Below are 14,405 nucleotides of genomic sequence, written 5' to 3'. Positions count from 1 at the left end.
GAGAAGTCCGCGAGGACCCGAGTAGTTCCCGAGGAGGCACGGTCTTGTCGAGCCGGCTGGATGACGAGCTGCGCAGGCTGGTGAGCGCGGGTGTGCTCCGCCAGTACCAGGCCGATGCGCTGCGCGAAGCCGCCGAGGCCGACTACTCGCCGTCGGACGGCCCAGCAGCCGGTACTGCGAGCGCCGAGCCCCGGTCGCCACGTACTCCGCCCGCCGCCACGCATGCCTCCGCGATGATCGAGGTGCTCGGCTACCTCGGCGGCGCACTGCTCCTGGGCGCCGTCGCGCTCCTCACTCTCGCCAACTGGGGTGAGATGAGCCGGGCGGCTCGGATCAGCACCGGCGGCAGCGCAGCCGTCGTCCTGCTCGGAACGGCCGTCGTCCTGGCCTTGCTCCAGCGTCGTGACCAGCTCAGCTCGGCGCTGGCATCACTCGGCTGCTGTGTCACCGGCTTCGCCACGTACGTCGCTATCGAAGGCGAGGCGGGTCGTGTCATCGGTGTCGCGGTGGCGCTCGCGCTGGCCGCCGTCGGGCTCTGGTGGCTGGCCGGCTCATCGTTGCTAGTGGCAACTTTCGCGGTACTCGGCGTCGGCGTCCTGGTGATCACCTCGGACCTGCTCACACCCGACACCGGGACCGCCACCAACTCGGCCGGTATCGCCGGAACCGGGTTCATCCTGGTGGCGTTCGTGATGGCGATGCTCGGCCTGGTGCGCGACCAGGTGACCGCATGGTCCCTGGCCGGCGCCGCCATGTTCAGCTCGTCGATCTGCTGGCTCATCCAGGAGCGCGGCGAGATCATGGCCCTCGCTGTCGGTACCGCGGGACCGACAGCCCTCCTGGTCGCCTACAGCCGCCGCCACGCATCGGCGTACGCCGTGGTCGGTTGCTCGATCCTACTGGTCATCTGGCCCACTGCCCTCTACCAACTCACCGACAACATGGCCGGCGTCGCCGTAGGCCTGGTAATCGCCAGCGCCGCCCTACTCCTCGCAGTCCTCATCCTCACCCGCCACCAACGCCGCCTCACCGAGTAGCCGTCGAGCGCAACAACTTGGTCTCCCGACACCCCCGGGTGGGGTGGTCTGTTCACCCCGGGTGTGTTGATACGGCAGACTCGCTCGGGTGACTGCTCCTACTGCGGCTCTTGTCGAACTCGCCGTCGCCCACGGAGTGGCGACCGAGTACTGGGACTGGCAGGGCAAACATGTCCAGGTCTCCAGTGAGGTAGTCGCCGCTGTGCTGGCTGCGCTCGGGGTGGACGCGTCGACGCCGCAACGGGCGGCCACTGCGTTGGCGGAGCACCGGCAGGCTCGCTGGCGGCGGGTGCTGCCCGCCACTGTGATCATGCGGGAGGGCTGGACGCCGTGGTTCGCCGTACATCTGCCGCACGGGTCCACTGCCGAGGTGTGGCTCGACCTGGAGGACGGCGGTCAGCGTCGTGACATCCGGCAGCAGGAGCACTGGGTCGAGCCAGAGTGGGTCGACGGCGTACAGGTGGGTGAAGCGACCTTCCAGCTACCGGGTGATCTGCCGCTCGGCTATCACCGGTTGTGTGCGCGGATCGGCGGCAGCCCGGAGGTCTCCGTCGGCACGGTGATCGTCACCCCGCAGAAGCTGGAACCGCAGAAGCTGCAGCGGACCTGGGGCTGGGTGCTGCAGCTGTACTCCGTCCGCTCGCGTCGCTCCTGGGGCATCGGCGATCTGCACGACCTCGCGGATCTCGCTTCGTGGTCGGCCAACGATCTGGGCGCCGGGTTCGTCCTGGTCAACCCGCTGCACGCCGCGGAGACCGCCGGGCGGATGGAGCCTTCGCCGTACCTGCCTGCCTCGCGGCGGTTCGCGAACCCGCTGTACCTGCGGATCGAGGACATCGACGAGTACGGCGACCTCGCGCCGGCCGAGCGCGATCGGGTCCGGACCCTCGGCCTGCAGACCCGGGTGCTCAGCGAGGACGCGACCGCGCTGGACCGCGACACCGTGTGGGCCGCCAAGCGCGAGGCGCTGCAGTTGCTGTTCGGCGTACGGCCGTCGATCGGGCGGATCGCCGAGTACGGCGCGTACTGCGACCGGGAGGGCCAGGGGCTGATCGACTTCGCCACCTGGGCCGCGATCGCCGACGTGCACGGGCCGGAGTGGAGCAAGTGGCCCGAGGAACTGCGCGACCCGTCCGCCGCGGCAGTCGTTGCCTTCCGCAACGAAAATCCGGATGCGGTCGAGTTCCACTGCTGGCTGCAGTGGCAGCTGGACGAGCAACTCGCCAGGACCCAGGCCCGTGCGAAGAGCGCGGGGATGTCGCTGGGCATCCTGCACGACCTCGCGGTCGGCGTACACCCCGACGGCGCCGACGCATGGGCGCTGCAACGATTCCTCGCCGCCGGGATTCATGTCGGTGCACCGCCGGACGCGTTCAACCAGCAGGGCCAGGACTGGTCGCAGCCGCCGTGGCGACCGGACGCGCTGGCCGAGAGCGGGTACGCGCCGTGGCGTGACCTCGTCCGCGCGGTGATCCGGCACGGCGGCGGCCTGCGGATCGACCACATCCTGGGGATGTTCCGGCTCTGGTGGGTGACCTCGCCGGAGTCGCCGACCGCCGGCACCTACGTCCGCTACGACCACGAGGCGCTGATCGGGATCCTGGTCCTGGAAGCCGCCCGGGCCGGCATCGTCGTGGTGGGGGAGGACCTCGGCACGGTCGAGCCGTGGGTGCGCGACTACCTGACCGAACGCGGCATCCTCGGTACGTCGGTGCTCTGGTTCGAGCGCGACGCCGACGGCCGGCCGCTGGCACCCGAGCGATGGCGCGAACTCTGCCTGGCAACCGTCACGACGCACGATCTACCTCCGACGGCGGGCTACCTGGCGGGCGATCACGTGGACCTTCGCGACCGCCTCGGCCTGCTCACCCGGCCGGTCGCCGAGGAGCTCGCAGTGGACGAGGCCGAGCGCGACGCGTGGCTGAACGCCTTGCGGGAAAGGCATCTGCTCGGCATCGCGGACGGCGACGTGGAACGGATCGTGGAGGCCCTGCACCGGTACGTCGCGCACACGCCGGCCAAGTTGGTCGGGGTCGCGCTGACCGACGCGGTGGGCGAACGCCGTACCCAGAACCAGCCCGGCACCACCGACGAGTACCCGAACTGGCGGATCCCGCTCGGCGGGCCGGACGGGATGCCGGTGATGATCGAGGACCTGCCCACCAACCAGCGGCTGCGCCGGCTGATCGGGACGCTCTCGATCTAGCCCCACAATCCCCACTGCGCAAGGCATTCGATCGTGGTCGAAGCGTCATCGGTTCAGCGCTCAACCGGGTCTGATCAAATCGGGCTTCTGGCCCGGCGGGTCAGTACTGTCGTCGGTGCCGGCTCTTAGAGTTGGTGCGAGGACGGGGCCGGGAAGGCTCCTCGGTCAGGAGCCGGCTGCTTGGGGAGGCATATCGGTGAGAAGCGGATCCGTGGACGAACACATGCTCAGACCGTTGGGACTGTCGGCCGACGCCGAGAAGATCTACCGGTGTCTGCTGGAGGACCCGCGGACCGAGATCCCACCGCTGGCGGCCCGGATGGGCTGGCCGGCCGACCGCCTCGAGGCAGGGATCAACGAACTACTCGACCTGGCCCTGGTCCGGTACTCCTGGGAACGCCCGCACGAACTGCATCTGGTCAGCCCCGAGGTCAGCCTGGTGCCGCTGCTGACCCAGCAGGAGCTCGCCTTGCTGGACAAGCAGAAAGAGGTCGTCGCCAGCCGGGTCGCGATCGAGGAGATCGTCGCGGAGTACGGCGACCGCGCCGCCGCCGGTGGGTATCACGACGCGGAGCGGCTGGTCGGGGTGGACAACATCCGGCTGCGGCTGGAGGTTCTGCTCGCCGGCGTCGAGACCGAGGTGATGGCCTTCTCCGACGGCGGCCCGCAGACCGCGGCGACTCTGGAGGCGGGCCGGCCGCTGGACGAGTCGATGCTGGAGCGGGGCGTCCGGATGCGCGGCGTCTACCTGGACAGCCTGGCCAACGACGGCCCCACCGCCCGGTACGTCGGTTGGCTGCACGAGCGCGGCGCCCGGATCAGGACGACCGCGACGCTCCCGCTGCGAATGCTGATCGCGGACCGCAAGGCCGTGATGGTCCCGATGGATGTCACCGATGCCGCGCAGGGAGCGCTGCTGATCCGCGACACTGGTGTAGTCGCGGCGCTGTGCGCTCTCTTCGAGGCCGTCTGGGAGAAGAGCGCGAGCTTCGGTGCCAGCCGGTCCGGCCGCGACGACGTCGGTCTGACCCGGCAGGAGCGAGCCGTTGTCCAGTTGCTCGCCGAGGGTCACACCGACGACGTGGTCGCGCGCCGGCTCGGTGTCTCGGTCCGGACCAGCCGTCGATTGACGGCCGACCTGATGGTCCGCCTCGACGCCCGCAGCCGGTTCCAGGCCGGCGTCCGGGCGATCCGCGCCGGCTGGCTGCCCGTCGACGACGACGACCAGTTCGTCCCGGCACCCGCCAGCTCGGACTCAGCCTGAGCCCAACCGACCCACGGCGCTCAGCGGACTCGACCCGCGCTGCTCAGCCTGACGAAAGCCGGGCTGCGGTCAGGTCGAAGGTCCGCCGCTCGCTGTGCCGATCGAGCAACTCGGCCATCACCCGTTCTTCCACTTCCACCGGCAGGCTGAGTGCAGGCTCACCCAGTCGCCGCAGCAACCTGTGCAGCGCCGACGTCAGCCACGCGGGGTTCTGAAGAAAGCCGCGTTGGTTATGACGCCAGACCCCGATGCACGACGCCGCCGCGACCAGCAAGGCATACCGACCGGCCAACGCGAACGACTCCGGCGTCGCCAACGGCGTCCGGTCGCGTGGCGGCAGCGCCCGGCAACGCGCCTGCACCTGCCGTACGCCGGCCGCAAGCTGATCGCCGTACGACGAGAGGAGGTCCCCGGGCAGCCTCTCGGCGGTGATCGCGGCCAACGGGTCGCCGGGACTGAGCCTGGCGCTCGCCAACCGCGCGAAGTCGAGATCGGGAAGCGGCTCGTCGAGACCGAACAGCGCGGCCGCCTCCGGAGAATCCCGCTCGGTCTCGCCGCCTGGTAGGCCAGGAACCAGGCCGGCCCGTCGCCGTGCCCCACCTGTCGCGACCAGCGGACCGGCCAGCAGATCGCGCCGGTGCTTCTGGAAGATCGCGTCCCGCCGATGCGCCTCCACGCCGAGCACGCCGTCAAGTGCCGACACCACGTCACGAGCGAGTACGGCGGTCAGGCGATCCACTGCCTCCAAGTAACTCGCAGGCCGGCCAGGCATCAGGTGCAGCGCTCGTCCGGCGACAGTGGCCAAAGAGTCGAGCACCAGGAGGTCGACGAAGGCACCGGCCAACGCAGCTCGCACGTACGGCAGGCGCTTGCGTCGTTGAGCAGCATCCAGTGCAGACCGCAGTTGCGTGTCCAGCAGTCCGACGGTCGCGCCGGCCAACGTGGTCCTGGTGACGGTCAAAGCAGTGGTGGCCAGCTCCAGTCCACCGTTGAAGCCGCCGACGAGTTGTGCGACCTGTCGTTGGGCGCCCAGGTCCAGATCGCCGAATCGCAAGCCTCGGACACCGGTGTGTTGCCGAGGCGCCTGTGGCTTGGGCCCGTGCGGCAGCAGAACGACCGAGTACTTCGTACTGCCCAGTGCGGAGCCTGTTCGTGCGACGAGGGTGACCGGTGCGTCCCAGCCGGTCAGGGCCGACACTGCGGGCCGCGATCCCTCCAGTGCCAGCTCGTCGCCGTACCGACGTGCGATCAGTTCCGAGCCGGGCAGTTGGCTGTCTGGCTCGCCATACGAGGCCAGCGGCAGGCGGTTGGCCAGCATGGCGGTGGCGAGTGGCTTCTGGTGGCCGGGATCGCTGGACGACCAGACGAGCGCTGCGCTGAGCAGTGGCGCTATCCCCGCACCGAGCCCGACGGTGGCGTCTCTGCGGAACAATGGGCGCAGCAACTGGACAAGGCGATCAGTGGTACTTAGGCGGCCGCCGTGAATGCGCGGTACCAGTTCGGCACTCCAGTTGATCGCCGTGAGCAGTTCACTGGCACCGGGCAGCGGTACTGCGGCTTCGTCCGCGCCCAGAACGGCGTCGAAGCTGAACGGGTTGTGGGGATCGGCAGGGTCGCCGAGGGCCGCCTCGATCGCGGCGGGCAGTAGCGTCTCGGTCGAGGTCATGCCCGACTCTCTTCGGGCACGGGGTACGGAAAGAGAGACAGCAACTGGCCGGAGCGAAGCTGCTGGACCATCGTCGGCATCAAACGGCCGTAGGCGATCTGCACGGTCTCGGCAAGGCCGGCCGGCGGGACGCGCAGCAAGCTGAGTAGCCGGACCAGACAGGCCTCCAGCCAGACGGCACCGGTCCAGAGATCGTCCTTGGAATGCTCGCCGTAATTGCGCAGCCAGACTTGGATGCACGCAGCCGCAGCAAAACAAAGCGAATAGCGTCGGGCGAGTTCCAGGGCGACAGGCGGGTCCAGTGCATCGGTCAGCCGGCAGTGCAGGTCGTCGGCGACGCTGCGCAGTACTTCGGCGCTGTCGGCGAGCTGATGGCTGACCACTCCCGCGTTGGCCAGCATTTCGAGCTCGGCCACGGCGGCCGGTAGTCCGTTCATCAGGCTTGAGCCGCTGCGGGCCAGCAGCTGGAGTTGGTCCGGCCGCAGGTCGGGTAGGTCGGTGGACAGCGCCGCGGCAGCAGCCAGTGGAGCTGGTTGTCCATAGCTGCGGGCCAGTAAGGGCAGTTGCCCGGCAAGGCCTCGGAGCGCTCGCGTGGCACCAGTGACGGCTCCGGCTGTTTGGTGATCACGCAGTGCCTTGCCGACTCTGCCCTCTTCGGTCGTCAAGTCCGCGGCGAGCTGGATGAGGTCATCGGCCCGCTCACGAAGGAAGACCGTCGTAGCCGGTCCGATCACCGACAGCTCGTCCGGACTGAGTTGGACGCTTCTGGTGGCGACCATTGACACCGCTTCGGCAGCGAGCAGATCGGCGTACGCCTCGGTGAGTCGTCGTCGGATCTGCGGCAGGTCGACCAGGCGGAGGTCGTAGACGGTGTCCTCGATCACCCGGCCGAGTGCCAGCCGTAGTACCTGGTCGATGCCGCCCAGGGAGACTGCGGCGTCGAGGATCCAGGTCAGCTGCCGGCTCTTCATCGCCAGCTCGACACCGGAACCCTCCGTGCCGATCAGGTCGGCCTCAGTGCCGTACCAGGTGAGGCTGCCGTGATCCGTACCGCGAATCCCGTGCAGCCGGGCCGGCGGATCGAGCTGGGCGCTGCCGGTCTCGACCAGGAACATCGACAGCTCGGCCAGCTCGTCGCCGGTCCGGGCGAGCAGGCCGGTCAGCGGTCCACGGGTCCGCGGCGCCGCTGGCGTCGTACCGGTCAGCAGGTAGCCGGCCGGTGAGGCGACGGCAACAGGCAGCCCGATCGACTTCGGTGCGCTGCTGTCCGCTGCACTGGTTTGGAATCGTCGCTCGGCGAGACGGCCGCGTACGAGTTCGGCACCGAGTCGCGACGCGAGTGTGGGGCTAGCGGCGATCCACGTCGGTACCGCGTCGACGTACGCCGTACCGTGGGCGACCGCGACGGTCAGGTCTCGTCGGGCGACCGTTCGCAGGAGCTGGAAGAGATCCTCGAAGTTCTGTAGCGCACCGCCGTACTGCGGCGGAACGTAGTACGCCGAGAGGCCGAGGTTGTCGAGCTGTTCGCAGATGGCGGCCGGGAACTCGTCCCGGGCGTCCAGGCCCGCACAGGTCTCGTACGAGAACAGCTGGCCCGGGTCTGTCGGGTCGCCCAGTTTGGCATCGAGGTCAGCAGCCAACTGGTACGGCTTGTGCATCACTGGGCCGCCACGGCCGGCACGGCGGCATTCCTGCGGCGGGTGGGCTGGGTCGACGCGTGGGCGGGCGATGGCTCGGTGAAGCGGAACCGCTGGCGGGTCTGCCGACCGAGGACCTCGTGGACAGGAGCAAGCGCGTCGCTCCGGAACAGCTCGCGCATCAGCGTGCGCTGCACCCGTCCGGCGACTCGGTGAATCTGTCCTGGCCTGAGGAAGACCACGTTGGCGACCCGCACGCGGTACCGATCCCGTAGCGCTTCGCGAACGACAGTGGCCAATGCCGTCAGCTCCACACTGCTGCTGCGCGCAGGCACCTCCTGGAGAACCACCAGCTCCTCTCGCGGTACGTCGACGGCGCAGACACAACCGGGTAGCTCCGCGAAGGCCGGGTTGAGTGTCGAGAGTGCTTGCTCGATGTGCTGCGCGTAGAGGCTGCGGCCGTCGATGGCCAGCCGCTCACTGACCCGGCCGGTTCGGTACAGCTGGCCGCCATGGATCACTCCGAGGTCGCCGGTCGGTGCATAGCCGTCCAGCCAGATCTCACCGACCAGGCCGTCCAACAGTTCGGTCTGCGTGGCCGCGTTGAAGATCTGCAGACCAGTCCCCTCCACGGGACCGCAGCTGATCAGCTCGAGTCCACCGGCCGTCGGCTGCAGGGTGTCTCGTTCCAGGGCCCACCGGTCGGCCGGGGTGATGAGCGGTCCGTCGATCCGGTCACCAGGTGGGGACACAGTGATCAGCCGGGCACCGTCAGCCGGTCCGTACGCCGGGGTGAGTGCCCGCGGATTGAGGCCGGCCGGGGCGAAGCGCTGCGCGAAGGCGGCCAGCGTCGCGGCCGAGACCGGCTCGGGCCCGTTGACCGCGGTACGAAGCCGGGACAGGTCGAAGGAGGCGGCGGCCTCGGGGGAGATCCGGCGTACGCAGTGGTCGTAGGCGAAGTTCGGTGCTGCGGTGAGCCGGAGGTCGAAGGTGTCGATCAGTTCCAGCCAGCGCTGCGGGTGCTTCAGGAATTCGGTCGGCGACATCAGCACGCTGGTCGCGCCGACCGCCAGCGGCGCCAGCAGCAGGCCGACCAGGCCGAGGTTGTGGTGCATCGGCAACCAGCCGCCAACCGTGCCGTGGGCGGCTAGGTCGAGGGTGTTGTCGAGCAGTTCGATGTCGCGAGCGAGTGCGGCATGCGAGATTGCGTGCCCGGCCAGGTCCGTACCGGTCGAGGTGTACTGGACGAACGCCGGCGACGAGCCGTGCACCTCGATCGGTCCGGCGGCCTGCACCCGGGACAGATCGACGAGATCGGTGGCGAACAGGGCCAGCTCGTTCAGCCGGTCCTGGATCAACCAGTCGGCCACCCCGTCCAGGTGCTCGGTGTCGGTGAGGACCAGCCGCGGCCCCGCATCCAGTGCGATACCTGTGGTCAGCGACAGGTGATGACCGAAGGTGCCCGGCAAGGGAGCGAGCACCGGCACACACCCGGCGTACAGGCAACCCCAGAACGCCTTGGCGAAGTCGATCGAGGACGGGTAGAGCAACAGCACCCGATCACCCGGTACTGCGTGTGCCCGCAGCCACCCGGCGATGGCCCGGGCCCCGTCGTGCAGTTCCCCGTACGTCGCGGTGCTGCCGGCGGCCCGCCCGTCCCGGTGGCTGACCTCGATCAGCGCCGGGCGGGACGGGTCGTCCAGCACCTGCCGGCCGAACCTGGTGACCAGATCCTCGTTCACGTCATCGCCTCCTACCGATAAGCCCGTTCTGCTGCTTCTCAGCGAGTATTGACGACTTCGTCACCGCAGTGGCCGGTTTTGAATTGTCATGAAACGACGGCTGCAAGTTGCTGCCAATCGACTGCCGGCCAGCTGATCTCGACCGCCGGCAGGCCTGCTTGGACAGCCAGGGCAGCCACGCAGCGCGACCCGGCGGCCAGGTCCTGAACCAACCAGGACGCAGCGCCGACGATCGCTTCGTGTGACACCGTGACGAGTCCGCTGGACGCAGGCTGGACGTCGATTTCGCGCAGTGGCGCCATCAGGCCGATGCCACTGGCCTTCAGAACGGCCTCCTTCCGCGTCCAGCAGCGCAGGAACACGGCCTTCCGGACCTGCTCCTCAGGCTCGGCGCGTAGCGCTGCCAGCTCGGCAGGCGTCATCACCATCGGAGCCACCCGGTCGAAGTCGACCGCTGCTGCTCCTTCGATGTCGACCCCCACCAGTCGGTCCGCGGTGACCGCGAGCAGCCAGTCGTAGTCGGACCTCGACAGACTGAACGCCAGCGTGCTGGCCGGCCTGATCAGCTGAGGCGGACCGTGATCCGGGCTGCCGCACCCTGGACAGCTTCGTCGTCCGAAGCCCAGCCGGCCCGGTGTCTCCCGGACGTAACCGGCCAGGATCCGGCGTACGGCGGCGCGTGAGCCGGCGAACTGCGCGCCGGCCGTCGGCACCATCCGGGCGAACCGCTCCAGCTCCGCGGCGTCCAGGATCGCGAGATCCGCCGCTTCCGGTTCGGTCGGGGCCCGTCCCCGGAACAGGTGCACCGCACCGCTTGTCGGCGGTGGGGGGAACCCATGGGCATCCACGGTCATGTCAGACTCCGGCTCCGGCGAGTGCCTCCAGCGGATTCGTTGCCCGATGCAACTTCTTGATCGACGGCTCGAGATCCTCGAAGTGCGGCTGCAGTCCGTCGGTGACGAACAGCTCGCGCATGCTGGTCCGGCGGACCTTGCCGCTGGTGGTGCGCAGAACGCCGCCCCGCTTGACGAAACAGACGTTGGCGACCGGGCTGCCGGCGTACGCCGAGAGCTCGGACTTCACCAGGTCGGCGAGCTGCTGCAACTCGGTCGGCGCGGCGGCTCCCGCGGTCCGGATCTCCTGCACGACGATGATCCGCTCGGCTCCGTCACCCGGTACGCCGAACGCGGCGCTGGCCCCTTCGGCGAGGGCCGGGTGCAGCAGGCCGAGCCGGCGCTCCAGGTCCTGTGGGTAGATGTTGCGGCCGTTGACGATGATGAGTTCCTTGATCCGCCCGGTGATGTAGAGATCGCCGTCGTGGCAGACACCGAGATCACCGGTCCGCAGATAGGGGCCTTCGTCGTCGGCGGTGTAGGCGTCGAAGACGGCTGCGCTCTCGTCCGGCTTGCCCCAGTAGCCAAGGGCAACACTCGGCCCGGCCAGCCAGATCTCGCCGATCCGGCCGTCCTCCAACGGCGTCCGGGAGTCGGGGTCGACGATCCGCAGGTCGAATCCGGTCGGCACCGGGCCGCTGCTGATCAGCTCGCGGCCGGCCGCCATGTCGTCGGTCGGAGTGAACCGGCGTCGTTCGATGTCGGCGGCGTCGACCCGCACCGGCTTGGGTCGCCGGTTCTCGTCGGTGCCGGTGACGAGCAGCCCGACCTCGGCCATGCCATAGCACGGCCGGATGGTTTCCGGCTTCAGGCCGGCCGCGGCGAAGTGCAACTCGAAGCGCTTCAAGGTGGCGGGGTCCACCGGCTCGGCCCCGTTGAGGGCATGCCGCCAGCGACTCAGATCCAGTTGTTCGACCTGGGCCGGCTTGATCCGGCGTACGCACAGGTCGTAGGCGAAGTTCGGGGCCGGGCTGATGTCGATGCCCTCGGAGGCGATCAGGTCGAGCCAGCGGTACGGGTCGCGCAGGAAGCTCATCGGCGACATCAGCGACAATGTGCCGCCGAGGAAGATCGAGGACAGTGAGCCGCCGATCAGCCCCATGTCGTGGTAGTGCGGCAGCCAGGACGCGACCTTGGCGCCGGTCGGCAACCCGAAGGTCTGCTTGATCAGGTTGAGGTTGTGCCACAGGCTCCCGTGCGACACCATCACGCCGCGCGGCTCGCTGGTCGAGCCCGACGTGAACTGCAGCAGCGCAAGGGTTTCCGGGCGAATCACCGGTTCGCGCCAGCTGTCCGCGTCGCCGAGGTCGTCGGCGTCGGTGGCGGCGCAGAGGATGTCGGTGTCGATCAGTTCGGCGAGCTGTTCCTGCAGGTCGGCGAGGTTCGCGTGGTCGGTGAAGAGCACCGAACAACCGGCCGCGGTGACGATCGTGCGGAGCCGGTCGACCTTGCCCTTGCCATCGCCTGCGGGCAGCGGTGCGGGCACCGGGATCATTCCGGCGTACAGGCAGCCGAAGAAGGCCGTCACGAAGGCGGCGCCGGGCGGATAGAGGAGCAGCACCCGGTCGCCCGCGGTGCGATGCTCCTGTAGCCAGGAGGCCAGTCGCCGCGACCGCAGGTCGAGCTCGGCGTAGCTGAGCTCGGTCCGTACCGCCGATCCCGGGCCGTCCGGCAGGAAGACGATCGCGTTCTGATCGCCGATGGTCTGCGCGTACTCGCGGGTCGATCCGAAGATGTTCTCGTGCTGCATGGGTTTCCTTCCTGTCCGCCGGCCATCAGCGGGGCGGCAGTGGCCATGGGGGTCGAGGGGACGTCAGTCGGTTCCGGTGCCGCCGAGCCGGAGCGGGACCAGGGAGAACAGCCGCTCGTCCTCCCAGCTGCTGAGCATCTCGGCCTCGACGACGACGAGGCTGTCCGGATCGAGCTGCTGGTCGGGGATCAGCCGGGTGAGGATCCGCTGCAGGGCGAGCACGACCCATTCCGGCCGGCTGACGAAGCCGCCGCGACCGGCGTTGGCGTTCCAGGTGTGCAGACAAGCCGCCGCCGCGTGCACCAGGCAGTGCTGTCGCGCCAGCGTGAAGCCGCGGGCGTTCGAGTGCAGATCGTTGCCTTGTTTCACCAATTGCCGGACGCCCTGCTGCAATCTCTCCTGCACAGCAAGGACTTCTGCCGCGACCTGTTTCAGGGTTGCGTACTCCGCGGGGATCGCCGCGACCACGTCCGGCAGGCTCTGGGTGATCTCGTCGAGGCCGCCGTTGGTCAGCTTGAACCGGTCGAACCGCAGATCCCACTCGGGCGGTTCGTACTCGTGGTCGAAGAGGTCCTGCAGCAGTGCCTCGGTGTTCAGGTCGTACTCCGGCCGCAGCAACAGCGAGGGCAGCTGACTGGCCACCACGTGCTGGTGAACGTGACTGGTTCCCTCGAAGATGCTGACGATGCGGTTGTCCCGCAGCATCTTCTGGAAGATGCCGTCGTTCACGCCCTCGCGCATGAAGTGCCTTGCCGCGAGCACCGAACCGAGACTGCCGAGTACTTCGTCGATCAGGCCGGGGACCAGGTACTTCGTGACCGAGGACCACAGACTGAGCCGCTCCGGCATCACCGAGATGGCCCGGGCGGTGGCAGCCGTGGTGCATTCGGCGACCAGCAGATCGACGTACGCCGCCAGGACCTGCTCGCGGATCACCTGGATCTCGTGCACGGTCCGGCCATAGAGCCGGCGGCTGCGGATGTGGTCGAGCGTGGTGCGCAGACCGGTGTCGGCAACGCCCATCGACATCGCCGTGACCAGGGTCCGGCTGATCTGCAGGGTCTTGATCGCTTCTTCCATCCCGCGGCCACGGCTGCCGATCACCGCGTCGGCCGGAACCGGACAGTCTTCGAGGGTGATCCCGGAGACGTCCGCGCCGCGCAGGCCCAGTGTCTTCACCCGCGGTTCGGTTGCCCAGTGCAACGGGTCGAGTTTCTCCTTGTCCACCAGGAAGGCGGAGAAGCCCCGCGGTCCGGCCGGGCCGGTGCGGGCGAAGATGGTGGCGAACGTACTGCGGATGCCGTTGCCGATCGGCCATTTCGTACCGGTCAGCAGGTAGCCGGCCTCGTCGCCGCCCTCGGCAAGTACCTCACCGGCCACGACGTCGCAGCCGTGATCGGCCTCGGACAGACCGAACGCACCGAACGCACCGGCCTTGATCAGGTCGGCGACCCGGGCGCGCTGGGCGGCGTCGCCCCAACCCCACACCGGCATCGCGCCGAGGAAGGTGGCGCCCGAGCTGAGGGCCGGGGTCATGTCGCGGCGGGCCAGCGACCGGATCAGCCCGAACATCCGCTCCATGTCGTGGAACCGGCCACCCTCGGCGGCGGGTACGTAGTGCAGCGGATAGCCCCACTCAGCCAGCGCGTCGAAAGCGGGGACGGCCTTCTCCTCGCGTTCGTCGTACTCCATCTGCTCGGCGAACGTGATCCGCGAGCCCGGGGCGCGCGGGTCGCCGAGGAACTCCTCGAAGTCCTCGACGGTGTCGTGCACCGTACTGCGGCCCGCTCTCACCTCCGGGTGGGTCGCGGTCGACATCAGGCGAGGCTCTCGGCGCTCGCCAGCTGCTCGGAGATCAGCGCGATGGTCGGGTAGGACCAGGCCAGGTGGTCCGGCACATGCGTGCCCAGCCATTCCTCGAGCTCGGCCACCAGTTCCATCGCGTGCACCGAGTCGACACCGATCGACGCCAGCGGCGCGGCCGGGTCCACCTCGTCCGGGGTGAGGCCGATCATCCGGCCCACCCGGCCGCGGAGGAAGTCGGTGACCTCGGCGGCGGTGACCACCCGGTTCAGCACCGGGGTCTCGTCTGTCTGTGACATGTCGTCTCGCTCCTTTGCGTGCTCTCGGATGCCGGCACCCACAGGTCACCGACAAGGTTCAGCTTCCAGAGCGCGCCTATATTCCGCCGATAGCACGCGGCGCCTTGC

General features: G+C 69.0%; 10 protein-coding genes. 3 read left to right on the top strand and 7 right to left on the bottom strand.

Annotated elements, in window-relative coordinates; genetic code table 11:
• Positions 1-44: 44 nt before the first annotated feature.
• The 3 genes from DIZ26_RS08460 to DIZ26_RS08450 all read left to right on the top strand — a co-directional run bounded on the left by DIZ26_RS08460 (position 45) and on the right by DIZ26_RS08450 (position 4,507).
• Positions 45-1,037 (top strand): DUF2157 domain-containing protein, encoded by a 993-nt coding sequence (locus tag DIZ26_RS08460; protein WP_112239157.1) that lies wholly within the window; start codon positions 45-47, stop codon positions 1,035-1,037.
• A gap of 88 nt (positions 1,038-1,125) precedes the next feature.
• Positions 1,126-3,243, top strand: coding sequence for a 4-alpha-glucanotransferase (gene malQ / locus DIZ26_RS08455; RefSeq protein WP_112239156.1), 2,118 nt, complete (start codon positions 1,126-1,128; stop codon positions 3,241-3,243).
• A gap of 223 nt (positions 3,244-3,466) precedes the next feature.
• The gene (locus tag DIZ26_RS08450; protein ID WP_112239155.1) at positions 3,467-4,507 is read left to right on the top strand and encodes a helix-turn-helix transcriptional regulator; all 1,041 of its coding nucleotides are present in this window, start codon (positions 3,467-3,469) and stop codon (positions 4,505-4,507) included.
• Between the two features lie 43 nt (positions 4,508-4,550).
• Here the strand turns inward: DIZ26_RS08450 and DIZ26_RS08445 are convergent, their stop codons facing one another.
• From DIZ26_RS08445 to DIZ26_RS08415, 7 genes are all read right to left on the bottom strand, one after another.
• Complete coding sequence (locus DIZ26_RS08445) at positions 4,551-6,173, bottom strand: hypothetical protein (protein ID WP_112239154.1); 1,623 nt, start codon at positions 6,171-6,173, stop codon at positions 4,551-4,553.
• On the bottom strand, positions 6,170-7,831 hold the full coding sequence (locus DIZ26_RS08440) for an acyl-CoA dehydrogenase family protein (RefSeq protein WP_112239153.1): 1,662 nt from the start codon (positions 7,829-7,831) through the stop codon (positions 6,170-6,172). Before DIZ26_RS08440 ends, DIZ26_RS08445 begins: the two co-directional genes overlap by 4 nt.
• On the bottom strand, positions 7,831-9,552 hold the full coding sequence (locus DIZ26_RS08435; protein WP_157979650.1) for an AMP-binding protein: 1,722 nt from the start codon (positions 9,550-9,552) through the stop codon (positions 7,831-7,833). The genes DIZ26_RS08440 and DIZ26_RS08435 overlap by 1 nt, the downstream gene beginning before the upstream one ends.
• Positions 9,553-9,638: 86 nt before the next feature.
• Positions 9,639-10,406: a 4'-phosphopantetheinyl transferase family protein gene (locus tag DIZ26_RS08430; protein WP_112239151.1), complete on the bottom strand. Its 768-nt coding sequence runs from the start codon at positions 10,404-10,406 to the stop codon at positions 9,639-9,641.
• A gap of 1 nt (position 10,407) precedes the next feature.
• Positions 10,408-12,195: a fatty acyl-AMP ligase gene (locus tag DIZ26_RS08425; protein ID WP_112239150.1), complete on the bottom strand. Its 1,788-nt coding sequence runs from the start codon at positions 12,193-12,195 to the stop codon at positions 10,408-10,410.
• A 63-nt stretch (positions 12,196-12,258) separates the two neighbouring features.
• On the bottom strand, positions 12,259-14,013 hold the full coding sequence (locus DIZ26_RS08420) for an acyl-CoA dehydrogenase family protein (protein ID WP_198675990.1): 1,755 nt from the start codon (positions 14,011-14,013) through the stop codon (positions 12,259-12,261).
• On the bottom strand, positions 14,013-14,297 hold the full coding sequence (locus DIZ26_RS08415; protein ID WP_112239292.1) for an acyl carrier protein: 285 nt from the start codon (positions 14,295-14,297) through the stop codon (positions 14,013-14,015). Before DIZ26_RS08415 ends, DIZ26_RS08420 begins: the two co-directional genes overlap by 1 nt.
• Positions 14,298-14,405 lie beyond the last annotated feature (108 nt).

Source organism: Kribbella monticola (genome assembly GCF_003261635.1).
In the GTDB taxonomy this organism is placed as follows: Bacteria; Actinomycetota; Actinomycetes; order Propionibacteriales; family Kribbellaceae; genus Kribbella; species Kribbella monticola.
Note: the sequence above shows the minus strand (reverse complement) of the source record. Positions and strands in the feature narration are given on the sequence as shown.

Bases quoted from the DNA above. Each gene is read 5' to 3' on its own strand.
- DIZ26_RS08450 (WP_112239155.1), top strand. From the start codon at position 3,467: ATGCTCAGACCGTTGGGACTGTCGGCCGACGCCGAGAAGATCTACCGG.
- DIZ26_RS08430 (WP_112239151.1), bottom strand. From the start codon at position 10,406: ATGACCGTGGATGCCCATGGGTTCCCCCCACCGCCGACAAGCGGTGCG.
- DIZ26_RS08420 (WP_198675990.1), bottom strand. From the start codon at position 14,013: ATGTCGACCGCGACCCACCCGGAGGTGAGAGCGGGCCGCAGTACGGTG.
- DIZ26_RS08425 (WP_112239150.1), bottom strand. From the start codon at position 12,195: ATGCAGCACGAGAACATCTTCGGATCGACCCGCGAGTACGCGCAGACC.
- DIZ26_RS08440 (WP_112239153.1), bottom strand. From the start codon at position 7,831: ATGCACAAGCCGTACCAGTTGGCTGCTGACCTCGATGCCAAACTGGGC.
- DIZ26_RS08445 (WP_112239154.1), bottom strand. From the start codon at position 6,173: ATGACCTCGACCGAGACGCTACTGCCCGCCGCGATCGAGGCGGCCCTC.
- DIZ26_RS08415 (WP_112239292.1), bottom strand. From the start codon at position 14,297: ATGTCACAGACAGACGAGACCCCGGTGCTGAACCGGGTGGTCACCGCC.